The 22,060-nt window shown below is 64.7% G+C and carries 27 protein-coding genes and 1 pseudogene; 11 read left to right on the top strand and 17 right to left on the bottom strand.

Translation table 11 applies throughout. The features are described 5' to 3' along the window. Window position 1: 1 nt before the first annotated feature. The 5 genes from moaD to AB1I47_RS14710 form a co-directional block, all read right to left on the bottom strand. Window positions 2-259: a molybdopterin converting factor subunit 1 gene (moaD, locus tag AB1I47_RS14730; protein WP_354684484.1), complete on the bottom strand. Its 258-nt coding sequence runs from the start codon at window positions 257-259 to the stop codon at window positions 2-4. A 29-nt stretch (window positions 260-288) separates the two neighbouring features. Beyond that, the gene (locus AB1I47_RS14725; RefSeq protein WP_354684483.1) at window positions 289-1,530 is read right to left on the bottom strand and encodes a molybdopterin molybdotransferase MoeA; all 1,242 of its coding nucleotides are present in this window, start codon (window positions 1,528-1,530) and stop codon (window positions 289-291) included. A gap of 180 nt (window positions 1,531-1,710) precedes the next feature. Then, entirely contained in the window at window positions 1,711-3,156 is a 1,446-nt protein-coding gene (gene thrC / locus AB1I47_RS14720; protein WP_354684482.1) for a threonine synthase, read from the bottom strand. Between the two features lie 21 nt (window positions 3,157-3,177). Continuing rightward, the gene (locus tag AB1I47_RS14715) at window positions 3,178-4,488 is read right to left on the bottom strand and encodes a homoserine dehydrogenase (protein WP_354684481.1); all 1,311 of its coding nucleotides are present in this window, start codon (window positions 4,486-4,488) and stop codon (window positions 3,178-3,180) included. 50 nt (window positions 4,489-4,538) lie between these two features. Continuing rightward, complete coding sequence (locus AB1I47_RS14710; RefSeq protein WP_354684480.1) at window positions 4,539-5,774, bottom strand: pyridoxal phosphate-dependent aminotransferase; 1,236 nt, start codon at window positions 5,772-5,774, stop codon at window positions 4,539-4,541. Window positions 5,775-6,152: 378 nt separating this feature from the next. On the opposite strand from AB1I47_RS14710, the gene AB1I47_RS14705 reads away from it, so the two are divergent. The 5 genes from AB1I47_RS14705 (at window position 6,153) to AB1I47_RS14685 (ending at window position 10,582) form a co-directional block, all read left to right on the top strand. Next, window positions 6,153-6,542, top strand: a complete 390-nt coding sequence (locus tag AB1I47_RS14705; protein ID WP_354684479.1) for an Mth938-like domain-containing protein — start codon at window positions 6,153-6,155, stop codon at window positions 6,540-6,542. A gap of 144 nt (window positions 6,543-6,686) precedes the next feature. Beyond that, window positions 6,687-7,151 (top strand): peroxiredoxin, encoded by a 465-nt coding sequence (locus tag AB1I47_RS14700; protein ID WP_354684478.1) that lies wholly within the window; start codon window positions 6,687-6,689, stop codon window positions 7,149-7,151. 368 nt (window positions 7,152-7,519) lie between these two features. Then, window positions 7,520-9,223, top strand: coding sequence for a PhoH family protein (locus tag AB1I47_RS14695; protein ID WP_354684477.1), 1,704 nt, complete (start codon window positions 7,520-7,522; stop codon window positions 9,221-9,223). Between the two features lie 138 nt (window positions 9,224-9,361). Next, the gene (locus AB1I47_RS14690) at window positions 9,362-9,847 is read left to right on the top strand and encodes a hypothetical protein (RefSeq protein WP_354684476.1); all 486 of its coding nucleotides are present in this window, start codon (window positions 9,362-9,364) and stop codon (window positions 9,845-9,847) included. A 48-nt stretch (window positions 9,848-9,895) separates the two neighbouring features. Then, entirely contained in the window at window positions 9,896-10,582 is a 687-nt protein-coding gene (locus AB1I47_RS14685) for a C40 family peptidase (RefSeq protein ID WP_354684475.1), read from the top strand. Window positions 10,583-10,876: 294 nt separating this feature from the next. Here AB1I47_RS14685 and AB1I47_RS14680 read toward each other — a convergent pair whose 3' ends face one another. The 8 genes from AB1I47_RS14680 to AB1I47_RS14645 form a co-directional block, all read right to left on the bottom strand. Further along, on the bottom strand, window positions 10,877-11,884 hold the full coding sequence (locus AB1I47_RS14680; protein WP_354684474.1) for an inorganic phosphate transporter: 1,008 nt from the start codon (window positions 11,882-11,884) through the stop codon (window positions 10,877-10,879). Between the two features lie 13 nt (window positions 11,885-11,897). Beyond that, the gene (locus AB1I47_RS14675) at window positions 11,898-12,524 is read right to left on the bottom strand and encodes a DUF47 domain-containing protein (RefSeq protein WP_010809517.1); all 627 of its coding nucleotides are present in this window, start codon (window positions 12,522-12,524) and stop codon (window positions 11,898-11,900) included. Between the two features lie 190 nt (window positions 12,525-12,714). Then, window positions 12,715-14,106: a replicative DNA helicase gene (locus tag AB1I47_RS14670; RefSeq protein WP_354684473.1), complete on the bottom strand. Its 1,392-nt coding sequence runs from the start codon at window positions 14,104-14,106 to the stop codon at window positions 12,715-12,717. Window positions 14,107-14,283: 177 nt separating this feature from the next. Further along, entirely contained in the window at window positions 14,284-14,736 is a 453-nt protein-coding gene (gene rplI, locus AB1I47_RS14665; protein WP_354684472.1) for a 50S ribosomal protein L9, read from the bottom strand. A gap of 36 nt (window positions 14,737-14,772) precedes the next feature. Then, entirely contained in the window at window positions 14,773-15,051 is a 279-nt protein-coding gene (gene rpsR, locus AB1I47_RS14660) for a 30S ribosomal protein S18 (protein ID WP_006575387.1), read from the bottom strand. 3 nt (window positions 15,052-15,054) lie between these two features. After that, window positions 15,055-15,354 (bottom strand): primosomal replication protein N, encoded by a 300-nt coding sequence (gene priB / locus AB1I47_RS14655; RefSeq protein ID WP_209753947.1) that lies wholly within the window; start codon window positions 15,352-15,354, stop codon window positions 15,055-15,057. A gap of 77 nt (window positions 15,355-15,431) precedes the next feature. After that, window positions 15,432-15,806, bottom strand: a complete 375-nt coding sequence (rpsF, locus tag AB1I47_RS14650) for a 30S ribosomal protein S6 (protein WP_354684471.1) — start codon at window positions 15,804-15,806, stop codon at window positions 15,432-15,434. Between the two features lie 142 nt (window positions 15,807-15,948). Then, window positions 15,949-16,941: an asparaginase gene (locus tag AB1I47_RS14645; RefSeq protein ID WP_354684470.1), complete on the bottom strand. Its 993-nt coding sequence runs from the start codon at window positions 16,939-16,941 to the stop codon at window positions 15,949-15,951. A 292-nt stretch (window positions 16,942-17,233) separates the two neighbouring features. Here AB1I47_RS14645 and lexA point away from each other — a divergent pair, with 292 nt between their 5' ends. Together lexA and AB1I47_RS14635 are read left to right on the top strand one after the other, a co-directional pair. Then, window positions 17,234-17,890 (top strand): transcriptional repressor LexA, encoded by a 657-nt coding sequence (gene lexA, locus AB1I47_RS14640; RefSeq protein ID WP_022535685.1) that lies wholly within the window; start codon window positions 17,234-17,236, stop codon window positions 17,888-17,890. A gap of 114 nt (window positions 17,891-18,004) precedes the next feature. Next, a complete protein-coding gene (locus tag AB1I47_RS14635; protein ID WP_354684469.1) occupies window positions 18,005-18,175 on the top strand; it encodes a hypothetical protein in 171 nt (56 codons plus the stop codon). A 24-nt stretch (window positions 18,176-18,199) separates the two neighbouring features. Here AB1I47_RS14635 and AB1I47_RS14630 read toward each other — a convergent pair whose 3' ends face one another. After that, complete coding sequence (locus tag AB1I47_RS14630) at window positions 18,200-18,583, bottom strand: hypothetical protein (protein WP_354684468.1); 384 nt, start codon at window positions 18,581-18,583, stop codon at window positions 18,200-18,202. A gap of 177 nt (window positions 18,584-18,760) precedes the next feature. Between AB1I47_RS14630 and AB1I47_RS14625 the strand changes: the two genes are divergently transcribed. Continuing rightward, the gene (locus tag AB1I47_RS14625; RefSeq protein WP_354684467.1) at window positions 18,761-18,988 is read left to right on the top strand and encodes a DUF2188 domain-containing protein; all 228 of its coding nucleotides are present in this window, start codon (window positions 18,761-18,763) and stop codon (window positions 18,986-18,988) included. A gap of 170 nt (window positions 18,989-19,158) precedes the next feature. On the opposite strand, the gene AB1I47_RS14620 is transcribed toward AB1I47_RS14625, so the two are convergent. Beyond that, complete coding sequence (locus AB1I47_RS14620; RefSeq protein WP_354684466.1) at window positions 19,159-19,410, bottom strand: hypothetical protein; 252 nt, start codon at window positions 19,408-19,410, stop codon at window positions 19,159-19,161. A 357-nt stretch (window positions 19,411-19,767) separates the two neighbouring features. Here AB1I47_RS14620 and AB1I47_RS14615 point away from each other — a divergent pair. Then, window positions 19,768-19,923: pseudogene (locus AB1I47_RS14615) on the top strand (DNA cytosine methyltransferase); the annotation flags it as partial. Between the two features lie 40 nt (window positions 19,924-19,963). On the opposite strand, the gene AB1I47_RS14610 reads toward AB1I47_RS14615, so the two are convergent. Further along, a complete protein-coding gene (locus tag AB1I47_RS14610) occupies window positions 19,964-20,167 on the bottom strand; it encodes a hypothetical protein (RefSeq protein ID WP_354684465.1) in 204 nt (67 codons plus the stop codon). 29 nt (window positions 20,168-20,196) lie between these two features. Here AB1I47_RS14610 and AB1I47_RS14605 point away from each other — a divergent pair, with 29 nt between their 5' ends. After that, window positions 20,197-20,721 carry a DUF1643 domain-containing protein gene (locus tag AB1I47_RS14605; protein WP_354684464.1) on the top strand — a complete coding sequence of 175 codons (525 nt, stop codon included), beginning with the start codon at window positions 20,197-20,199 and terminating at the stop codon, window positions 20,719-20,721. A gap of 728 nt (window positions 20,722-21,449) precedes the next feature. Continuing rightward, window positions 21,450-21,797 carry a hypothetical protein gene (locus tag AB1I47_RS14600; protein ID WP_354684463.1) on the top strand — a complete coding sequence of 116 codons (348 nt, stop codon included), beginning with the start codon at window positions 21,450-21,452 and terminating at the stop codon, window positions 21,795-21,797. A 33-nt stretch (window positions 21,798-21,830) separates the two neighbouring features. On the opposite strand, the gene AB1I47_RS14595 is transcribed toward AB1I47_RS14600, so the two are convergent. Beyond that, window positions 21,831-22,031 carry a hypothetical protein gene (locus AB1I47_RS14595; RefSeq protein ID WP_354684462.1) on the bottom strand — a complete coding sequence of 67 codons (201 nt, stop codon included), beginning with the start codon at window positions 22,029-22,031 and terminating at the stop codon, window positions 21,831-21,833. Window positions 22,032-22,060: the final 29 nt, after the last annotated feature.

Genomic DNA, 22,060 nt, shown 5'->3' with positions numbered 1-22,060 from the left:
CTCAGCCTCCGGTGACGGGCGGGAAGAAGGCAACCTCGCAGCCGTCGGCGATCGCCGTATCGGGCCGCGCCACCGCGTGGTCGACGGCCATGCGCAGCGCGCGGCCTTCGGCGAGGGTCTCGGCCCAGGCGCCGCCGCGCCGGATCAGCCAGTGGCGCAGCTCGCCCACGGTGCGCACCTCGGCCGGCACCTCGGCGCGCTCCTCGGCCACGCCGAGCTGTTCACGCACGCTGGCGAAGAATCGTAGTTCGATGTTCATCACTGCTTCTGTGTCCTGATGCTGCGGGCCTATGCCAGCAGGCCGTCAAACGGAATGAACTGCACGGTATCGCCGCGCGCGATCGGCTGGTTGGGCGGGTTGTCGATCAGGCCGTCGCCCCACACGGTGGAGGTCAGCACACCCGAGCTCTGGTTCGGGAACAGGTCCAGCCCCCCTTCGGCATTGATGCGCGCGCGCAGGAACTCGTTGCGGCGATCGCCCTTCTTCAGTTCGAAATCGGCACGCAGCGGCAGCCGGCGCGGCGCCACGTCGGCCACGCCCTGCAGGCGCAGGATAAAGGGCCGCACGAACAGCAGGAAGGTGACGAAGCTCGACACCGGGTTGCCCGGCAAACCCAGGAAGAACGCGGCATCGGCGCCGAGGCTGTTGACCTGCCCGAAGGCCAGCGGCTTGCCCGGCTTGATCGCGATCTGCCACATGTCGAGCCGGCCTTCGGCCTCGACCGCGGGCTTGATATGGTCTTCCTCGCCGACCGACACGCCGCCCGAGGTAATGATCAGGTCGTGGCCCTGCGCCGCGCGGCGCAGCGTCTCGCGCGTGGCCGCCAGCGTATCGGGCACGATGCCGAAGTCGCTGACCGTGCAGCCCAGGTTTTCCAGCAGGCCACGCAGCGTGAAGCGGTTGGAGTTGTAGATCGCGCCCGGCTTGAGCGGCTCGCCCGGCATCGCCAGCTCGTCGCCGGTGAAGAACACCGCCACGCGCACGCGCCGCATCACGTCGAGCCTGGCCTGGCCCACCGATGCGGCCAGCCCCAGCGCCTGCGGCGTCAGCCGCGTGCCGGCGGGCAGGATCACGCTGCCGGCCTCGATGTCTTCGCCCGCGCGCCGCACCCATTCGCCCGATTGCGGCACGTGGTCGACGATCACGTCTTCGCCCTCGGCCGTGCATTGCTCCTGCATCACCACCGCATCGGCGCCCGGCGGAATCAGCCCGCCGGTGAAGATACGCGCGGCTGTGCCGGGCTGCAGTTCGGTGCCGACATGCCCCGCAGGAATCCGTTGCGACACGCGCAGCCGCGTGCCCGCTGCCGGGATATCGGCGGCACGCACGGCGTAGCCATCCATCGAAGTGTTGTCCGCCGGCGGTACGCGCAGCGTGCTGGTCACGGGCGCGGCCAGCACGCGGCCGTTGGCTTCAAGCGTGTCGACCGACTCCACCTGCGCCAGCGGACGGGCGGCGCCGAGCAGCGCGTCAAGCGCCTGGGCCATGGTCAGCATCGGGGGACGGGAAGGTGCTGCGGCTTGGGTCATGGTGCGTTGGGCACAGTGTGCAAAGAGGGTTGGCCCATGAAAAACGGCCCGCGCATTGCGTCCCGCCATGTCTGGGGGCAGCAATCCGGGGGCCGTGGATCGGGCCCGCAGCCTGATTGTAGCGAGTTGGCACGGACCCGGCACGCGGCAGCGCCGCAGCCGGTTTCCTGTACGACGCGCTTACAGGCCGGTGTGGCGTGCGATATAGGCCTTGACCTGCGCTGCGTCGGCCGGCATCACCTCAAAGCGCTGCGGCAGGCTCTCGATGCCCTCGAACTTTGCCGGGCGCTCCGGCTCGTGGCCGAGCGCTTCGCGGATAGTGTCGGCAAACTTGGCCGGCAGCGCGGTTTCCAGCACCACCATCGGCACGCCGGCGCTGAGATGCTCGCGCGCCACCTTGACGCCATCGGCGGTATGGGTATCGATGGTGATGCCATAGCGCGACGACAGGTCGCGGATCGTTGCCACGCGGTCGTCGTGGGTGCTGCGGCCGGAGACAAAGCCGAACTCGCGGATGCGGTCGAATTCCGGCGTGCCAGACAGGTCGAAGCCGCCCTTCTCTTCCACGTCGCGGAACAGCGCCGCCAGCTTGCCGGCGTCCTGGCCGAGCAGATCGAACACAAAGCGCTCGAAGTTCGAGGCCTTGGAGATATCCATGCTCGGGCTCGAGGTGTGGTACGTCTCTGCCGACTTGCGCACGCGGTAGGCGCCGGTGCGGAAGAACTCGTCGAGCACGTCGTTCTCGTTGGTGGCGACCACCAGCTTGTCGATCGGCAGGCCCATCATGCGCGCGATATGGCCGGCGCAGACGTTGCCGAAGTTGCCCGACGGCACGCAGAACGAGACCTTCTGACCGGGCCCGCTGGTCGCCAGCAGCCAGCCCTTGAAGTAGTACACCACCTGAGCCACCACGCGCGCCCAGTTGATCGAGTTGACGGTGCCGATCTTCTGCCGCGCCTTGTAGTCGAGGTCGTTGGAGACCGCCTTGACGATGTCCTGGCAGTCGTCGAACACGCCTTCGACGGCGAGGTTGAAGATGTTGGCGTCCTGCAGGCTGAACATCTGCGCGGTCTGGAACGCGCTCATCTTGCGATGCGGGCTCAGCATGAACACGCGGATGCCGCGCTTGCCGCGCATGGCGTATTCTGCCGCGCTGCCGGTATCGCCGGAAGTCGCGCCCAGGATGTTCAGCTCCTGGCCGGCGCGGCCCAGCGCGTACTCGAACAGGTTGCCGAGCAGCTGCATCGCCATGTCCTTGAAGGCGAGCGTCGGGCCGTTGGACAGGCCCAGCAGTTGCAGCTTCGTACCGCCCTCTTCGCCCAGGGTGCGCAGCGGCGTGATGTCGGCGGTGTTATCCCCCTCGCGCGCGTTGCAGTACACCTCCGGCGTGTAGGTCTTGCGCGTCAGCGCGCGCAGGTCCTCCGCGGGAACGTCGTCGCAGAACTTGCGCAGGATCTGGTAGGCCAGGTCGGCATACGACAGCTTGCGCCAGGCTTCCAGCTCGTCAGCACTGACCTGCGGGTATTCGGACGGCAGGTACAGGCCGCCGTCCGGCGCCAGGCCGCCCAGCAGGATCTCGGAGAAGGTTTGCGGCAGTTCGTGGCCGCGGGTCGACTTGTATTTCATGTGAATCGGCAGGTCCGGCCCTTAGTTCAGTTCTTCCATGCGCAGGCGCGTCACGTCGGACAGCACGGTATGCAGCGCCTCGATCCTGGCGATCGCTGCGTTGACGTGCTTCTCGCGCGTGATATGGGTCAGGATGATGATGTCGGTCTGCGGCTCGCCTTCGCGCGATTCCTTCTGCAGCATGGCGTCGATCGAGATGCCGCCCTCGGCCAGGATGCGGGTGATCTCGGCCAGCACGCCGGTCTCGTCCGACACGCGCATGCGCAGGTAGTACGAGCTGTTGATCTCTTCGATCGGCAGCACCGGCACGCTCGACAGCTCGTCGGGCTGGAACGCCAGGTGCGGCACGCGGTGGTTCGGATCGGCGGTGTGCAGGCGGGTCACGTCGACGAGGTCGGCGATCACGGCCGAGGCGGTCGGCTCGGCGCCGGCGCCCTTGCCGTAGTACAGCGTCGCGCCCACCGCATCGCCCTGCACCAGCACGGCGTTCATTGCGCCTTCCACGTTGGCGATCAGGCGCGAGGCCGGCACCAGCGTCGGATGCACGCGCAGCTCCACGCCGTCCTCACGGCGGCGGGTGATGCCGAGCAGCTTGATGCGGTAGCCCAGTTCCTCGGCGTACTTGATATCGGTGGCAGCCAGCTTGGTGATGCCTTCCACGTGAGCCTTGTCGAACTGCACCGGCATGCCGAAGGCGATCGCGCTCATCAGCGTGACCTTGTGCGCGGCGTCCACGCCTTCGATATCGAAGGTCGGGTCGGCTTCGGCGTAGCCGAGCTGCTGGGCTTCCTTCAGCACCACGTCGAAGTCCAGCCCCTTGTCGCGCATCTCCGACAGGATGAAGTTGGTGGTGCCGTTGATGATGCCGGCGATCCACTGGATCCGGTTGGCGGTCAAGCCTTCACGCAGCGCCTTGATGATGGGGATGCCGCCGGCGACAGCTGCCTCGAACGCGACCATCACACCCTTGCGGCGCGCGGCTTCGAAGATCTCGTTGCCATGCACGGCCAGCAGCGCCTTGTTGGCGGTGACCACGTGCTTGCCGTTCTCGATTGCCTTGAGCACCAGCTCGCGCGCAATGCCGTAGCCGCCGATCAGTTCGATGACGATGTCGATGTCCGGGCGGTTGACCACCTCGTTGGCATCGCTGACGATTTCCACTTCCCCGTTGGTCAGTTCGCGCGCGCGTTCGGTGTTGAGATCGGCCACCATGGCAATCTCGATGCCGCGGCCGGCGCGGCGGCGAATTTCTTCCTGATTGCGCTTGAGCACGTTGAACGTGCCGCTACCGACGGTACCGATGCCGAGCAGGCCAACTTTGATGGGGTTCATGGACAAATCTTCTCAGTTGCTAAGGATGGGATGCGGCGCGGCCGGCGAAATCAGGCCGCCGCCTTGCCGTGGCGTTTTCGGTACGCCTCGAGGAAGCGCGCGATGCGGCCAATGGCCTCGCGCAAGTCTTCCTCGTGCGGCAGGAACACGATGCGGAAATGGTCGGGCTTGGCCCAGTTGAAGCCCGAGCCCTGTACCAGCAGCACCTTGGACTCCTGCAGCAGTTCGTAGATGAACTCCTGGTCGTCCTGCACCGGGTACATCGACAGGTCGAGCTTCGGGAACAGGTACAGCGCGGCCTTCGGCTTGACGCAGGTGACGCCCGGGATCGCGGTGATCAGCTCGTAGGCCAGGTCGCGCTGGCGGCGCAGGCGTCCGCCTTCGTTCACCAGGTCGTTGATGCTCTGGTAGCCGCCCAGCGCGGTCTGGATCGCCCACTGGCCCGGCACGTTGGCGCACAGGCGCATCGACGACAGCATGTTCAGGCCTTCGATGTAGTCGATGGCCGGGCGCTTGTCGCCCGATACCACCATCCAGCCGGCGCGGTAGCCGCACGAGCGGTAGTTCTTCGACAGGCCGTTGAAGGTGACCGTCAGCACGTCGGTCGACAACGAGGCGATCGAGGTGTGGGTGTGGCCGTCGTACAGGACCTTGTCGTAGATTTCGTCGGCAAAGATGATCAGGCCGTGCTCGCGCGCGATCGCGACGATCTCCAGCAGCAGTTCGTCCGAATACAGCGCCCCGGTGGGGTTGTTCGGATTGATGATGACGATGGCCTTGGTATGCGGCGTGATGCGGGCCCGGATATCGGCCGGGTCGGGCATCCAGTCGTTGGCCTCGTCGCAGATATAGTGCACCGGCGTGCCGCCGGAGAGGCTCACCGCGGCGGTCCACAGCGGGTAGTCCGGCGCCGGTACCAGCACTTCATCGCCGGTATTGAGCAGCGCGTTGACGGCCATTACGATCAGCTCGGAGGCGCCGTTGCCGACATAAATATCGTCCAGGCCGACGCCCTCGATATTTTTTTGCTGGGTATAGTGCATGATCGCCTTGCGCGCGGCGAAAATACCCTTGGAATCGGAATAACCTGCCGAATTCGGCAGGTTTCGCATCATGTCCTGCTGAATCTCTTCCGGCGCGTCAAAACCGAACACGGCCAGGTTGCCGATATTCAGTTTGATGATCTTGTGCCCTTCTTCCTCCATCTGCTTGGCCTTTTCCAGCACCGGCCCGCGGATGTCGTAGCAAACGTTATTGAGTTTGTTGGATTTCTGGATGGGTTTCACGGCGATGTCGGGGCAGGCTGGCAGGGGCTGGCTGGCAATACGGTGCCGCGTCGGCGGCACCGGATATGGGAATCCGGGCGAAGGCTGAACGAAACTGATAGCTGAACGAAACCGAGTGATGCTGGCGCGCCGTCCGCTGCGATGCAACGCGAACGTGGCAGACAGGGAGGCAAAAGCTATAATTTATCGGATTATGACAGACTTCGGCAGGGATTCTTGCATTGCAGCGTGCGCCAGCCGCCTGAGCGGCAACGGCCCGCAGGCCGTCGCCCGCCCCGCCACCTGTCCTGCCCTTCACACCCCGTCCGCCCGCGCCGCCGGCCACTCGCCCCACGGGCGTGCCAGCCAGCCCGCGGCGGTCGCCGCAGAGGCCTCCAAGTGAAACTCCACGCCGACCAGCCCCAGTCGCTCAATACCGTCACGGCCTATGGGCCGGGATACATCGAAATCAATCTCGTCCGCCACACCACCTCGCTGCTGGTCATGCCCGAAGGCGAAGTCCGGCCCTGGCCGGTCAGCCGGTTCGAAGACCTCGAGCCGGCGCATTTCGAGCAGCTCGCCGAACTCGGCCCCGAAGTGGTCCTGCTGGGCACCGGCGCGCGCCTGCGCTTTCCGCACCCGCGCCTGACCGCCTCGCTGTCGCGCCGCCATGTGGGCGTCGACGCCATGGACATGCAGGCCGCCTGCCGCACCTACAACATCCTGATGGCAGAGGGCCGCAGGGTGGCGGCGGTGCTGCTGCTGGAGCCCGAAAGCGGCGGCACCTGACCGTGACCGCATCCGCCTGGCGCCGGCCGCGAAAGTTGAGCCGGCGCCACGCTTGAAGTCCGGCCGCGCGCCCCAATCTGCTCCCGCTAAGGTGGCAGCCCCCTCCATCCTGATCCCTCTGCCCCTCGCCCAGGAGCCACAAGCATGACCGTCAGTCTTAACAAGGCCGTACCCGACTTCAGCGCGCCGATGACCGGCGACGCCGCCTTCCGCCTCGCCGACCAGCGCGGCAAGACGGTGGTGCTGTACTTCTATCCGAAGGACAACACGCCGGGTTGCACCACGGAGGCCATGAACTTCCGCGACCAGTACGATGATTTCACCAAGGCCGGCGTACGGGTGTTCGGCATCTCGCGCGACAGCATCCGCTCGCATGACAACTTCAAGTCCAAGCTTGAACTGCCGTTCGAACTGATCTCCGATGCCGATGAAGCGGTGTGCGCGCTGTTCGATGTCATCAAGATGAAAAAACTCTATGGCAAGGAGCATCGGGGCATCGAGCGCAGCACCTTTGTCATCGATGGCAAGGGCATCCTGCGCCACGAGCTGCGCGGCATCAAGGTGCCCAGCCATGTCGACGAAGTGCTGGAGATCGTGCGCGGCCTGTGAGGTTTTGCGCCGCCGCGACACCGCGTACCGATGACGTGACAGGCGGCTGGCAAACCCAATTGCCAAACGCAAAACCTTCGGATACATTGGCCCGTAATGAGTTCAGATTCCGGATGCCACGTTGCTTCAAGTCCCCGGCCCAGGCGGTTCGCGCCACAGGCCGGTAGCGGACCTGCCGTGTCGCCGGTCCGCAAGATAGCCGCCACACCTGTTATGCAGGCATGGCGGCTTTTTTGTTTGCACTCATGCCTGTCCGTCATGCCGGATGCCTCGCGCATGCATGCCCCGGCCACTGCCTGCGACGCCACCGCGCGCCGCGGCACGGACGCCCTTGCCCCCTTCTTGTCCCCCTGAAAGGAAAGCCAAGCATGCCGCTGCCTACCATGCCCGCCAAGCCTGCCCAATTGCTGGATCCGAGCGAGTTTGCTCCGGTCACCGCGGTGCCCAAGGCCAAAGCCGCCACACAGGGCAAGAAACCTGTGCCGGCGCTCGAGCGCGTGGCATTGCTGGAGACCGGCGACACACAGGCGCCTGAAGTCAAGGCGCGTGCCGCCGGTGGTACCCGCGCCCGCAGCGCCGAGACGCCGGCCCTCTCCACGCCGGCAGTCACCGCCGCGCCTGTCAGCCTGGTCAAGCCGTCCACCGGCACCACGCGCCGCACGCGCAAGCTCGAGGGGCCGAGCAAGCTGTTCGTGCTCGACACCAACGTGCTGATGCACGACCCCGCCTCGCTCTTCCGCTTCGAGGAACACGACATCTATCTGCCGATGATGACGCTCGAGGAACTGGACAACCACAAGAAGGGCATGAGCGAAGTCGCGCGCAACGCGCGCATGGTCAGCCGCACGCTCGATTCGCTGGTGGGCGGCACCGACGGCGTGCTCGACGAAGGACTGCCGCTGGAGCGACTGGGCAACCGCGACGCGCAGGGCAAGCTCTTCTTCCAGACGCGCCTGAACGACATCAAGCTGCCCGAGGGCCTGCCGCAGGGCAAGGCCGACAACCAGATCCTGGGCGTGGTCAGCGCGCTGCAGCAGCAATACCCCGAGCGCCAGGTGGTGCTGGTGTCGAAAGACATCAACATGCGCATCAAGGCGCGCGCGCTCGGCCTGCCGGCTGAGGACTACTTCAACGACCAGGTCCTGGAAGACAAGGACCTGCTCTATGCCGGCGTGATGCAGTTGCCGGGCGACTTCTGGACCAGGCACGGCAAGGGCGTGGAAAGCTGGCAGGACCCCAAGTCGGGCGCCATGTTCTATCGCCTGACCGGGCCGCTGGTGCCCTCGTTCCTGGTCAACCAGTTCGTCTACCTGGAGCCGGTCGACGGCAGCCTGCCGCTGTATGCGCAGGTCAAGGAGATCAACGGCAAGACCGCGCTGCTGCAGACGCTGAAGGACTACACGCACCACAAGAACAATGTGTGGAGCGTGACCGCGCGCAACCGCGAGCAGAACTTCGCGCTCAACCTGCTGATGAACCCGGACATCGACTTCGTCACGCTGCTGGGCCAGGCCGGTACCGGCAAGACCCTGCTGGCGCTGGCGGCAGGCCTGGAGCAGGTGCTGGACCAGAAGCTCTACAACGAGATCATCGTCACCCGCGCCACCGTGCCGGTAGGCGAGGATATCGGCTTCCTGCCCGGCACCGAGGAAGAGAAGATGCAGCCGTGGATGGGCGCGTTCGACGATAACCTCGAGGTGCTGCAGAAGAGCGACGACAGCGCCGGCGACTGGGGCCGCGCCGCCACCCAGGAGCTGATCCGCTCGCGCATCAAGGTCAAGAGCATGAACTTCATGCGCGGCCGCACCTTCGTCAACAAGTTCGTCATCATCGACGAGGCGCAGAACCTGACGCCCAAGCAGATGAAGACGCTGGTGACGCGCGCTGGCCCCGGCACCAAGATCATCTGCCTGGGCAATATCGCGCAGATCGACACGCCGTACCTGACCGAGGGTTCGTCGGGCCTGACCTACGTGGTCGACCGCTTCAAGGGCTGGAGCCACAGCGGCCATATCACGCTGGCGCGCGGCGAGCGCTCGCGCCTGGCCGATCACGCAGGCGACGTGCTCTGACACGGATGGCGGCCGGCGCGCCTTTGCCTTCGGGCGGGCGCGCCGGTTTGCTGTCGTCAAGCGCAAGCGCATTGCGGCTATGATGTCCGCATGTTTGCGTGCGGTCGCTCCCGCTACGCACCCCTACTGGAGGCGTCGATGAACCATCCGCATCTGCACGGCAGGCCTGCGCCTGCCGACCAGCGCCGCGCACGGACTGCCGCCGCCCGCAACCGGCTCCGGCAGCCGTTCACCTGGCTGGCGCTTGCCGCGGCCGGCATGGCGCTGGCCGTCTGTGCGCGGCCCGCGCACGCCGCGCCCGAAGACATGGTGATCCGCACCATGGGCCCGGTCAGCTACGTCTGCGGCGGCGTTGCCGAGGACGAACGCGAGGCGCTGGCCGCAAAGGAGAAGGACTTCAATATCGGCATCCTGTTCACGCAGGGCGCGGCCGGCGAATACCTGTCAGACGTCGCGGTCAGGCTGGTGCGCGACGAGCAGGAAGTCGCCACCTTCCGCGCCGCCGGCCCACGCTGCCTGATACGTGCGCCAGAAGGCAGCTACAATATCGAGGCCAGTTACAAGGGCCAGGCCAAAACCATCAAGGTCAGCACCGGTACGCGCAACGCCCAGCTACGCTGGTAGCGGCAAGCCTCTCCGGTGCGCCGGCAGGCCGGCGACCGGAACCACAGGATGCCATTGCACCGTAACCGTCTATTCTCCGACGCCTCGCGTCGACAGGGCCTGTTCGCCAGCGCCCGCCTGCCGCTACTCTGCGCCACCGCGCTGCTGCTCGCGGCCTGCGCCAGCTCCCCGCCTTCCCGCCATAGCGGCCTGCCGCGCACGCCCGGCAAGCCCATGGTCGATCCCAGCGCGGGCCTGGAAGAAATCTCGATCCAGGCCATGTCGCTGGTCGGCACGCCCTATCGCTACGGCGGCAATACGCCGGATGCCGGTTTCGACTGCAGCGGACTGGTGCGCTACGTGGTTTCGCGCGCGGCCAACGTGAGCCTGCCGCGCACGACCGAGGCGATGGGCACGCGCGGCACGTCGCTCGACCGCAGCGAGGTGGCATCCGGCGACCTGGTGTTCTTCAATACCACCGGTCGCGCCAACTCGCACGTGGGCATCTATGTCGGGCAGAACCGCTTTGTCCATGCGCCGTCGTCGGGCGGCACCGTGCGGCTCGAAGACATGGGCAAGCCTTACTGGGCGTCGCGCTACAACGGCGCACGGCGCGTGGTGGCGGGCGCGATCAACCTGCCCCCGCCAGCGCCCGTAACGCCGGCCGCGCCTCCTGCCGTCCCGGCGCCCCTGGTGCCGGAGCCGGCGCCGCTGCCGGATGATGATGATCCCATTGCAGCCTTTGCCAATCGCTGATGCGTGCCAGCAAATAGCCAGCCATGTAGCGGGCTTCAGACTGCTAAAAGTTGCACCCGCTGCCGGTTTGCTCCCCTCTCCCGCTTGCGGGAAAGGGGCAGGGGGTGAGGGCAGGCAGTGGCATACCACTGGGCTGGACTTCGTTGATAATCCCGGCCCTCACCCCAACCCTCTCCCGCAAACGGGAGAGGGAGAACACAAGCGGTGATTCGGAACCCTGCGGCTCCGCGGCAGCATTGTCATAAAAAAAGCCAGGCATCCGCCTGGCTTTTTTTTAATACGGATCGGCCCGCGTCACAGAATATGCCGCCCGACCCACCACGCGATCGCCGCCATAAACGCCGACGCTGGAATCGTCAGCACCCACGCCCAGACGATATTGCCGGCCACGCCCCAGCGCACCGCCGACATCTTCTGCGCCGAACCGACGCCGACGATGGCGCCCGTGATCGTATGCGTGGTCGACACCGGCACGCCCAGCGCCGAAGCAAAGAACAGCGTCAGCGCCCCGCCCGTCTCGGCGCAGAAACCGCCGACCGGCTTGAGCTTGGTGATCTTCTGCCCCATGGTGCGCACGATGCGCCAGCCGCCGAACAGCGTACCCAGGCCGATGGCGACGTAGCAGCTCACGATCACCCAGGTCGGCGGCTGGCCGCCTGACACCACGTGGCCGCTGGCGATGAGCAGCATCCAGATGATGCCGATGGTCTTCTGCGCGTCATTGCCGCCATGGCCCAGGCTGTACAGCGAGGCCGACACCAGCTGCAGCCGGCGGAACCAGCGGTCCACGCGCGACGGCGGCGTGCGGAAGAAGGTCCAGCCCACCATCACCATCATGATCGAACCGAGCAGGAAGCCCAGGAACGGCGAGATCAGGATAAAGGCGACGGTCTTCAGCAGCCCGCTGCCCACCAGCGCACCGGTGCCGGCCTTGGCCACCGCCGCGCCCACCAGCCCGCCGATCAGCGCGTGCGACGACGACGACGGAATGCCGTAGTACCAGGTGATGACGTTCCACGCGATCGCGCCCACCAGCGCGCCGAAGATCACGTAGTGGTCGACGATGCCGACGTCGATGGTGCCGGTGCCCACCGTGGCGGCCACCTTCAGGTGAAAGACAAAGATCGCAACGACGTTGCACATCGCCGCCATCGCCACTGCATGGTGCGGCTTGAGCACGCCCGTGGATACCACCGTGGCAATCGAGTTGGCCGCGTCGTGGAAGCCGTTCATGAAATCGAACAGCAGCGCGAGCGCCACCAGCAGGGCGATCACCCACAGGCTCATTTGAATGGTCTGCATGCCGATTGCCGCCTCAGGCGTTTTCCAGGACGATGCCTTCGATGATGTTGGCGACGTCCTCGCACTTGTCGGTGATCGTCTCGAGCTGTTCGTAGATGGCCTTCAGCTTGATCAGGCGCTTGACGTCGGTCTCGTCGCGGAACAGCTTGGACATCGCCGAGCGCATCACGCGGTCGGCCTCGGACTCGAGCTGGTCGATCTGCTGGGCGGTCTTCAGGATGGTGCTGGCATTGCCCATGTCCTCCAGCAGGCCCACAGCGATCTTGACCTGGTCGCAGCACTGCACGCAGATCGCCGCCAGGCGCAGCGCCTCGTCGGTCAGGTTGGTCACGTCGTACAGCGAGATGGTTTCGGCCACGTCTTCCATCAGGTCCAGGATGTCATCCATGGTCGTGATGAGCTTGTGGATCTCGTCGCGGTCCAGCGGCGTGATGAAGGTCTTGTGCAGCAGGTCGATGGTGTCGTGCGTGATCCGGTCAGCCTTCTTCTCGGTGGCCTGGACACGGCGGGCATGCGCCTCGGCGTTGGGCAAGTCGTTGACCAGGGCCTGCAGTTCATGGGCGGCGGTCACCGCGCAGTCGGCGTGCTGGTTGAAATATTCGAAGAACTTGCCCTCAGTGGGCATGAATCGGCCGAACATGGGATGTTCCTTGTGGTAGCGCGCAGGCGCTGCTGGTGTGTTGCAGATTGAGCGGACGCATTGAACGACAGCCGCCTGGTCGGCGGCTGTCATCAAAGCGCAATATTTTACAGGGTTGCGGGGATATTGCCCGCCAATTAGCACAAAGGAGACGGCGCAGTGCGGACTATTGCGGGCAGGCTTGACTTCGTCAGGTGTCGTTGTCGAAGAAAGCCGGGCCGCCGCTGAAGTTGTCGAACTTGGTGAACTGGCCCAGGAAGGTCAGCCGCACGGTGCCGATCGGGCCGTTACGCTGCTTGCCGATGATGATTTCGGCCGTGCCCTTGTCCTGCGAGTCCGGGTTATAGACTTCGTCGCGGTAGATGAACAGGATCACGTCGGCATCCTGTTCGATAGCGCCGGATTCGCGCAAATCGGACATTACCGGACGCTTGTTGGGTCGCTGCTCCAGGCTTCGGTTGAGCTGCGACAGCGCGATCACCGGGCAGTTCAGTTCCTTGGCGAGGCCCTTCAGCGAACGGGAAATTTCCGAAATTTCCGTGGCGCGGTTCTCGCCGCCGCCGGAACCCGACATCAGCTGAAGGTAGTCGATGATGATCAGGCCAAGCTGCCCGCACTGGCGCGCCAGGCGCCGCGAACGGGCGCGCAGCTCCATCGGGTTCAGCGCCGGCGTTTCGTCGATGAAGAGCTGCGTGTCGTTCATGCGCTGGATCGCATGCGTCAGCCGCGGCCAGTCTTCGTCCAGCAGGCGGCCGGTACGCAGCCGGTGCTGGTCGAGGCGGCCGACCGAACCCAGCATACGCATGGCCAGCTGGGTGCCCGCCATTTCCATTGAGAACACTGCCACCGGCAGGCCCTGCTCCACCGCCACGTGTTCGCCAATGTTCAGCGAGAATGCGGTCTTACCCATCGACGGGCGGCCCGCCACAATGATCAGGTCGCCCGGCTGCATGCCGCTGGTCATCTTGTCCAGGTCGATGAAGCCGGTCGGCACGCCGGTGACGTCAGTGGTCGAATCGCGGTGGTACAGCTCGTCGATGCGCTCGACCACCTGGGTCAGCAGCGGCTGGATTTCCTGGAAACCCTTCTGGCCGCGCGAGCCTTCTTCGGCGATCGCAAAGACCTTGGATTCCGCCTCGTCGAGCAGCTCACGGACTTCACGCCCCTTGGGTGCGAAGGCCGCCGACGCGATATCGTCGGCCACCGTCACCAGCTTGCGCAGCACCGAACGCTCGCGCACGATTTCCGCGTAGCGGCGGATATTGGCCGCGCTGGGCGTGTTCTGCGCCAGCGAATTCAGGTACGCCAGCCCGCCCACCTCCTCGGCCTTGCCGGCGACCTGCAGCATCTCATAGACCGTGATCACGTCGGCCGGCTTGGTGGCCGAGATCAGGCGGGCGATGCTTTGGAAGATCATCCGGTGGTCGAAGCGGTAGAAATCCGCTTCCGACAGGAAGTCCGCAATGCGGTCCCAGGCGGCGTTGTCCAGCAGCAGGCCACCCAGCACCGATTGCTCGGCTTCGATGGAATGCGGCGGGACCTTGAGGTTCTCGAGTTGGGGATCGGCGACGGGCGCGTTCATGGGGAGGGATTATAACGGCGGGTGGCCTCACTTCGCCGGACATTTGGCCTGCGGGATCGCGAGCCTTCCGCGCGTGCGGCAACAAAAAAGGCAGGAGCCAGGGCTCCTGCCTTTCTGCTTGCAGTGCTTGCGGGCCTTCGGCCGGCGCCATGGCGCCGATGCGAGGCTGCAGCGGTCTTAGACGCTCTCGCCCAGGACCGACACGGTCAGGTCGACCACGACGTCCGTGTGCAGGGCAACGCTGACCGGGTGGTCGCCCACCGTCTTCAGCGGGCCGTTCGGCATGCGAACCTGCGCCTTCTCGACCTTGAAGCCTTGGCCTTCCAGGGCTTCGGCGACGTCGGCGTTGGTCACCGAACCGAACAGTCGGCCATCCACACCCGACTTCTGGGTGATCTGGACGGTCAGGCCGTTCAGCTTCTCGCCTTCAGCTTGCGCGGCGGCCAGCTTCTCGGCAGCGGCCTTTTCCAGCTCGGCGCGCTTGACTTCGAACTCGGCGATCGCGGTTTGCGTGGCGCGGCGCGCCTTCTTCGACGGGATCAGGAAGTTACGGGCGTAACCGTCCTTCACCTTGACGATGTCACCCAGGTTGCCCAGGTTGATGACTTTTTCCAGCAGAATGACTTGCATCGTGTTTTCTCCTTAACGGACCTAGGGCCTGGACAATCAGTTCTTGTGCAGGTCGGTGTACGGCAGCAGCGCGAGGAAACGCGCACGCTTGATCGCCGTATCGAGCTGACGCTGATAGTGGGCCTTGGTGCCGGTCAGGCGGGCCGGCGTGATCTTGCCGTTGTCGCCGATGAAGTCCTTCAGGGTGTCCAGATCCTTGTAGTCGATCTGTTCCACACCAGCCACGGTGAAGCGGCAGAAGCGCTTGCGCTTGAACAGCGGGTTCTGTTGCTGGAAGCGCTTCTTGTTCTTGTTGTCACGTTTGACGAATGCCATGATTCAATCCTTTACGAATGCTTTACATCCAGTGATGTGAAAGACGAGAGCCTTGCTGTTGCGGTGCTTGCGGGCCAGGAATCCTTCGCAGTCGAGCAGCGTGCCGAGCGGTAGACGCTCCAGCCGCTGGCCGACCTGTCCGATTCCCATCGCTGCGATGGCAAACTCGACCTGGCGCGGCGTTTCCGCCTCGACCGCCTCGCCGCTGTACTGCAGGATGCAGTTCACGACGGGCACCCCGGCCGGGGTATAGCGAAGGGCATCGCGTTCCGCCAGGGTGGCGGCAAGCCGAAGCTGGTTCAACGCGGGGCCTCTTGCTGTTTGCCATCCGTGCCGCCCTGGCTGACGCTGTCAGCCATGACAGGCACCGCAGTCCGCACTCAGGCGGGCTGGCCTTCGGTGGTCGTTTGCGCGGCCTTGCGGGCTTCTTCGCGCTGCACTTCCTTCATCATCGGCGAAGGTGCGGTCTCGGCCTTCTTGGTCTGCACAATCAGGTGGCGCAGGACGGCGTCGTTGAACTTGAACGCGTGTTCCAGTTCAGCCAGCGTTTCCTTGCCGCATTCGATGTTCAGGCAAACGTAGTGAGCCTTGGCCAGCTTCTGGATCATGTAGGCCATCTGGCGACGACCCCAGTCTTCCACGCGATGGACGTTGCCGTTCTGCGAGGTCACGAGCTGCTTGTAGCGCTCGATCATGGCCGGGACTTGTTCGCTCTGGTCCGGGTGGACGATGAAGACGATTTCGTAATGACGCATTGACGCTCCTTTTGGATAAGCCACCCGGGCGTCACGAGTCCGGTGTGGCAAGGTTGAATAGCCTTAGAGTATAGCCCGGATGAGCGGGGGCGCGCAAGCCGCCTGCTTTTCGGCCTTCCCCGGCGGCGCTGCGATGACTAACTCAGGCCCGGGCAAAGACCGCCTGCAGTCGCGCCGGCTCGCGCGCCAGCGACGGATCCGCGGCCAATGCCAGCATCAGCAGCACGCGCGCCTTATAAGGATTCAGGTCGCCCGCTGACACGAACAAGCCGTCCACCGGGCTTGCTTGCGGCGGAATCGCCACATGGCCTGCGCCCGTGCGCGAACTGCGCACCACGGCCACCCCTGCCGCGGCGGCATCGGCCAGCGCGGCACCCAGCGCTTCATGCACCGAGCCGTTGCCGGTGGCCGCCACGACCAGACCGGCCACACCGGCCTGGACCAATGCATCGACCACCACCCTGCCCGGCTGCGCGTAGCTCGCCACGATCTCCACCGCCGGCCAAGTTGCGGGCATCGGCCCGATCGCCCAACCGGCACGCGGTGCGCGGGCGAAGCGCACATAGTCGTCCTGCACGAAGCCCAGCGGGCCGCTGGCCGAGACAAAGGCATCCACTGAAGAGGTATGGGCCTTGACCACATCGCGTGCGGCGTGGATCTGCTGGTTGATCACCACCAGCACGCCCTGCCCGCGCGCATCCGCATGCGCGGCCACGCGCACCGCATCGAGCAGGTTCAGCGGGCCATCGGCGGACAACGACGTCGACGGTCGCATTGCCGCGGTCATCACGACCGGCACCGGGCAGGCCTGCGTCAGGTGCAGCGCCATCGCGGTTTCTTCCAGCGTATCGGTACCGTGCGTGATGACGATGCCGGCCACATCAGGCTGCGCCGACCAGTGCTCCACGCGGGCGGCCAGCGCTTGCCACAGCGCGAAAGTCATGTCCTTGCTGTCGACCTGCGCAACCTGCTCGGCCTCGATACGGGCGACCGACTGTAGCGCCGGCACCGCCGCCAGCAGCGAAGACACAGGCACGGTCGCCGCCTGGTAGCGCGCGCTGCTGGCGGGGTTGCCGGAGGCGCCGGCAATCGTGCCGCCGGTAGCCAGTACGACGATGCGAGGCAATTGGGTCATGGGGGCTCGTGAATAGGAACTGCGGAAACAGGACGGATGCGAATGCGCGATTGTAACGGTGCCGGCCCGGCGGGCCGCATCCCGGCGCTGTTGTGTGGCCATCCGGCGCTGCGAACTCTCCGAAAAATTCTGCTTGCGCTCGCGCCGATACTGTATAAAATCACAGCATACTGTTTAAACATACAGTGCCCGGCCCGCCGGACGCAGGATTTGCGATCCCCACCGATTCACTGGCGGATCCTCGCTGCCGATCCTGAATCCCCTGCGCGGCCCTGCACGGAACGGCGATTCCATGGCGACCCTGACACCCCGGCAGCAGCAGATTTTCGACCTGATCCGCAACACGATCCGCCGCACCGGCTTCCCGCCCACGCGCGCCGAGATCGCAGCCGAATTCGGTTTCTCGTCGCCCAACGCAGCGGAAGAACACCTGCGCGCACTGGCCCGCAAAGGCGTGATCGAGCTGACGCCGGGCGCCTCCCGCGGCATCCGGCTGAAGGTGTCACGCAGCGATTCGGAGATGCCGGACCAGTTCTCGCTGCCCATCCCCGGCGTGATGCAGCTCACACTGCCGCTGGTTGGCCGCGTTGCCGCCGGTAGCCCCATCCTCGCCGCCGAGCATATCGACCGCCAGTACCAGGTCGACGCCTCGGTCTTCGACGAACGCCCCGACTACCTGCTGCGCGTGCGCGGCCTGAGCATGCGCGACGCCGGCATTCTGGACGGCGACCTGCTCGCCGTGCGCCGCGCCAGCGAAGCTCCCAACGGCAAGATCGTGGTGGCGCGCCTGGGCGATGACGTGACGGTCAAGCGCCTTCAGCGGCGCGGTGGCCATATCGAACTGATTGCAGAGAACCCGGACTTCGCCAACATCATCGTGGAGCCCGGTCGTGAGGAGTTCTCGCTGGAAGGCATTGCAGTCGGCCTGATCCGCTCTTCCGGCTTCTGACCGGGCACCGCAGGCTGCACGCCTGCGCGGGCCCGACCCGCTTCCATTGCTTTGCAGACGCCGCCCGGCTTGCCGGGTGTTGACCCCGCTTTTGCCTGAAAAAGAGGTGCAGCCATGCCGCAAATCCATCACGCCGCCGTCCGCCGTCCGGTCAAGCCCGTGCCGTTCCGTCAGTGCAAGGGCGTCCGCGTCTACCAGGGCGCGCAGCGCCGCACCATGGTCGGCAGCATGGCCGCCATCTGCCGGATGCTGGAACTCGAAACCACCGAAAAGCTCGCCGCCTGAAACCGGGACGCGCGCGCCGCTATCTCAGCCGCGCGCGCAGGCCTTGGTCTCGGTTTCCAGTTCCTGCGGCGTAAGCTGCGGGAACCAGGTGTTGCTCTTGCGCAGTTCCAGCGCCGTGCCATCCGGCTGCGCCGTCAGCGAGATCAGATAGGCGTACTCGTATGTGCCACTGCTCGTCGACTGGCCGATCCGGATTTCCATCTGGTTCTTCGCCGGCAGGTTGACGACGGTGGCGTCATCGCCCAGGTTATTGCGAAGGCATTTCGCGATATCGGCCATCTTGGCGGTCGTGGACAGGCGCATCGGCGGACGTGCGCGGATATCCTTTTCGGACGTACCGGTGGCGCACCCCGCCACCATTGCCGCCACCGCCACGCTGAAGCCGATCACCTTCGCTCGTACAGACATACCAACCCCTTGGGAATTCGAGGCGCGTATGGTACAGGAGGCACACGATTTTCGCGCGGGCCGACCCAGCCCGCGGAAGTATCACTCCTAGCGCACGCGCTGTCGGACATTGACCGATACCGCGATGCTCGGCGGCCGCGCCAGACTGTCGGCATCCCCCTCCCAGAGGAGACGACCATGGCATCCCGCAATATCCACGTCATACCCGCCGGCGATCAGGGCTGGGCAGTCGCCGTCGAAGGCACCGACGGCGCCACGACTCATTACCCTTCGCAGGAAGAAGCCATCGCCGCAGGCGCCGAGAAGGCGCGGCAGGATGGTGTCGAGCTGTTCATCCATGGCCGCGACGGGCAGATCCGCGAAAGGAATTCCTTCGGGCACGATCCGCGCAATATCCGCGGTTAGCCGTTATCCAGGTCACTGAGGAAATTTCTGGGCGACATGCGCCTGCGGCACGCCACCAAAACAAAACGGCGCCCTTGTGAGGGCGCCGTTTTGACAAATTACTTTGGGCTGGCTGATGGACTCGAACCCAAGACGACAGGGATCACAATCCTTGCGCAATGCGCTAATAATCAAGGGGTTACGCTGATCCGCGATCTTCTGCTTCCCGCTCCAAGCGTGTCAATCGTTGCCGCGATCTCCGCCGCGACCTCTACCGCCGTCGCCCCCGCGATTTCCTCCACGGTCATCACCGCGGTTGGTGCCACGGCCACTGCCTCGGTCTTCGCCACGCTCGGCGCGGCGGTCCCAGCCGCGATTCTCTGCTCGCTCATTGCCGCGATTCCACCCACGCTTCTCTCCGCGATTTTCGCCTTGATTTCCACCAGGGTTCCAGCCGCGGTTGTCACCATCGTTCCAATCGCGGCCCCTGCTGCGCTTCTCGTCCCGGTCCCAGCCACGATTCCAGTCACCGTCCCATTTGCGGTTACCGCCGTGGTACCTGCCGCCGCTCCAATCAGGGTAACCGCCACCGTAGTATGGACGCGAGTATCCGCCCCCGTAGTAGCCGTCGTCGTAGGGAGCGACGGCGCAACCTGTGAGAAGTGCTGCCGTGGCTACGGTGAGCACGAGAAGGGGTTTCATGGTGACCTGCGTTTGCAGTTGGCGAATTTGCCGCAAGGATACCGACGGGCACCTCCCCCAGTTGTAAGCAATCGTGTCCCGCTGCGCCAGGTCGCAGCATGATCCGCGACCAGTTCCTCCTCGACATCGCGCCCGACATCATCGTGGACAACTTCGCTGGGGGCGGCGGCGCAAGCTGCGGGATCGAGATGGCCCTCGGCCGGCATGTCGATATCGCCATCAACCACGACCCAGAGACCGTGGCAATGCACGCGCATGTTACCCGGGGGTGTGGATAGTGGAGTTCCGGAGGGTTCAGCGTTGATCCTCGATCCACGCTTTCGCCCATGCGATGCCTGCCGCGACGGCAAGGTTGAACGTTGCATAGGAGCCCAGAGGCTCAGACGCCTCCAGAACGAGATGGTCCTTTTGCACGGTGCCAAAGGCCTCGAACGAACCATCAGCCAGTTGCTTCGCAAAGCCACGAACTGTGTAGTCCTTGTAGCTCTCAATGCCCATGGTAGCCCCCTATTTTGGAGGATCGTAGCATGAAGCACCTCACCACCCAGACCCTCGACGGCGAAGCGGGCTGCATCCTCTCAGACTGCGAGCAGTACCGGTACCGGCTCTGGCGCGCGTGGGACGCGAGCCGGCCCGCACTGGGCTTCATCATGCTCAACCCGTCGACCGCCGACCACCAAGTCAACGATCCGACCATCACGCGTTGCCTCCAGCGCGCGCTGGCCGGTAAGTACGGGCGGCTGGAAGTGGTCAACCTGTTCCCGCTGCGTTCGACGGATCCGGAGGGCCTGCTTACGCATCCGGTGCCGCTGGGAGAACGGCCCGACCGCAACGAGGGCGCCATCATGGATGCCATCGACGGCTGCTCCATAGTCATCTGCGCTTGGGGCGCGCACACGGCAGCACCGGCGCGCGCGGCAGAGGTGCTGCACATCATTCGCATGTGCGGGCGCGGAAACCTGCTCTACCACCTCGGGCTCAACCAGGACGGTAGTCCGAAACACCCCCTCTACATCGCGGCGAAAGTCCGGCCGCATCCCTTCGCCGTATGACCAAGACAGTAGAACGAATCCATTACCCGCAGCTTCTGAGGTGTGGAATGCAGAATATATGCCTTTGGCAACACTTTCCGGCCAGGTGTACAGCCGCAGCGGGTGGACACGATCTGGGGGTGAGGGACTACTGCGAAGCGGCGGCCGAGAAGGAGGAGATCCCGTTCCAGCGGCTCGCTCTCGTGGACATGCGACCGAGCGCCGTGACGTAGCGGATGGACGAAGGGGATGAGAGGATCGTGGACGCCACCGGGCATGCCGATGACCGCATGGTGATCAAGATTTACGACTGCCGGTGAAAACGGAAGGTGAAAGCGACCCGCTGATGATCTTCCAAAACTGGAATCTCATCTTCCAAAAATCATAGAAGGAGCCCCTGGAAAGCAAAACAGCGCCTGTGTAAGGCGCTGTTTTGCAAAGGAATTTGGGGTGGCTGATGGGACTCGAACCCACGACGACAGGAATCACAATCCGGCCGCCAAAGTCACCTTTCCATTTTAAAATCAACGTGTTAGGTTTCAAAATTTCCCACGACAGCAAGAAGTGCCGCCCTTAATTTATGCGGGTTCCGGGCTGGCAGTGGGAAAATTTTGCCGCTTGCATGCTCGACGAAAGGGCGTCGTGGCAAAGTGCGCGGGTTCAGTGTAACAATCCGGAGAACGCTCGCCGGACTGGCTAAAGATCAAGCGTCCCGGAACTGTTCCACCCGAGCGAAATAGACATACGCCATGACCCTGGAAGAGGCTTTCGCATACATCGAACACCTGCCCCGAAGGGACCGCATTCTGCTCGGCTTTTACGGCGATGGCACAGACTTGCACTGGTCCGCGTTTGACGCCGAAGCAATGGGCCTGCTCGAGGACTTTGCGGAGTCGCACGGTATAAGCGACACGGTAATGCGGATTGCCGAGGAGTTCAGAGAAGGCTATGGGGTCTCCGCAGTCTCTGCGGTAGCCATCATGCAACTCAAGGATTCATCCAACGCGGTCCTCGTCCTAGGCCTAGACGATCTCTCGTCCTTGGCCGAGATGGTCCGCGGAACGATGAAAGATATGGCGGCTCGCTACGCTCACTGAAGTCAGCGGCCACTGGGTAAGCCATTGGCGCAATCAGTCCACCCCTGGCTCCCGGCTGAAGCTCGGGCACCAGATCACGGCCGGCGCGTACCGATTGACCGGGCAGTCGTATTCCAGGTAGTCGTTCAGATAGTCCGTCCGAACGTAAATGCATGGCTTCGAGCACTTCTCGCAGATGAACTCCTCCGAGATCTTGTAGGTCGGCCGGGGCGGGAGGTCGGCTTGAATGGTCATGGCGCAGCACTGTATATGCATACAGTATA

This window comes from Cupriavidus necator, assembly GCF_040578825.1.
Taxonomy (GTDB): Bacteria; Pseudomonadota; Gammaproteobacteria; order Burkholderiales; family Burkholderiaceae; genus Cupriavidus; species Cupriavidus necator_E.
The sequence above is the reverse complement of the archived record's forward strand: the minus strand, read 5'-3'. Positions and strand labels throughout refer to the sequence as shown.

Coding starts and splice junctions, on each gene's coding strand:
- AB1I47_RS14675 (WP_010809517.1), bottom strand. CDS start 12,524: ATGTTCGGCCGATTCATGCCCACTGAGGGCAAGTTCTTCGAATATTTC.
- AB1I47_RS14605 (WP_354684464.1), top strand. CDS start 20,197: ATGAAGCACCTCACCACCCAGACCCTCGACGGCGAAGCGGGCTGCATC.
- rplI (WP_354684472.1), bottom strand. CDS start 14,736: ATGCAAGTCATTCTGCTGGAAAAAGTCATCAACCTGGGCAACCTGGGT.
- AB1I47_RS14695 (WP_354684477.1), top strand. CDS start 7,520: ATGCCGCTGCCTACCATGCCCGCCAAGCCTGCCCAATTGCTGGATCCG.
- lexA (WP_022535685.1), top strand. CDS start 17,234: ATGGCGACCCTGACACCCCGGCAGCAGCAGATTTTCGACCTGATCCGC.
- AB1I47_RS14715 (WP_354684481.1), bottom strand. CDS start 4,488: ATGAACCCCATCAAAGTTGGCCTGCTCGGCATCGGTACCGTCGGTAGC.
- moaD (WP_354684484.1), bottom strand. CDS start 259: ATGAACATCGAACTACGATTCTTCGCCAGCGTGCGTGAACAGCTCGGC.
- AB1I47_RS14685 (WP_354684475.1), top strand. CDS start 9,896: ATGCCATTGCACCGTAACCGTCTATTCTCCGACGCCTCGCGTCGACAG.
- AB1I47_RS14600 (WP_354684463.1), top strand. CDS start 21,450: ATGACCCTGGAAGAGGCTTTCGCATACATCGAACACCTGCCCCGAAGG.
- thrC (WP_354684482.1), bottom strand. CDS start 3,156: ATGAAATACAAGTCGACCCGCGGCCACGAACTGCCGCAAACCTTCTCC.
- rpsF (WP_354684471.1), bottom strand. CDS start 15,806: ATGCGTCATTACGAAATCGTCTTCATCGTCCACCCGGACCAGAGCGAA.
- AB1I47_RS14680 (WP_354684474.1), bottom strand. CDS start 11,884: ATGCAGACCATTCAAATGAGCCTGTGGGTGATCGCCCTGCTGGTGGCG.
- AB1I47_RS14725 (WP_354684483.1), bottom strand. CDS start 1,530: ATGACCCAAGCCGCAGCACCTTCCCGTCCCCCGATGCTGACCATGGCC.
- AB1I47_RS14635 (WP_354684469.1), top strand. CDS start 18,005: ATGCCGCAAATCCATCACGCCGCCGTCCGCCGTCCGGTCAAGCCCGTG.
- AB1I47_RS14595 (WP_354684462.1), bottom strand. CDS start 22,031: ATGACCATTCAAGCCGACCTCCCGCCCCGGCCGACCTACAAGATCTCG.
- rpsR (WP_006575387.1), bottom strand. CDS start 15,051: ATGGCATTCGTCAAACGTGACAACAAGAACAAGAAGCGCTTCCAGCAA.
- AB1I47_RS14610 (WP_354684465.1), bottom strand. CDS start 20,167: ATGGGCATTGAGAGCTACAAGGACTACACAGTTCGTGGCTTTGCGAAG.
- AB1I47_RS14630 (WP_354684468.1), bottom strand. CDS start 18,583: ATGTCTGTACGAGCGAAGGTGATCGGCTTCAGCGTGGCGGTGGCGGCA.
- AB1I47_RS14645 (WP_354684470.1), bottom strand. CDS start 16,941: ATGACCCAATTGCCTCGCATCGTCGTACTGGCTACCGGCGGCACGATT.
- AB1I47_RS14700 (WP_354684478.1), top strand. CDS start 6,687: ATGACCGTCAGTCTTAACAAGGCCGTACCCGACTTCAGCGCGCCGATG.
- AB1I47_RS14670 (WP_354684473.1), bottom strand. CDS start 14,106: ATGAACGCGCCCGTCGCCGATCCCCAACTCGAGAACCTCAAGGTCCCG.
- AB1I47_RS14625 (WP_354684467.1), top strand. CDS start 18,761: ATGGCATCCCGCAATATCCACGTCATACCCGCCGGCGATCAGGGCTGG.
- AB1I47_RS14690 (WP_354684476.1), top strand. CDS start 9,362: ATGAACCATCCGCATCTGCACGGCAGGCCTGCGCCTGCCGACCAGCGC.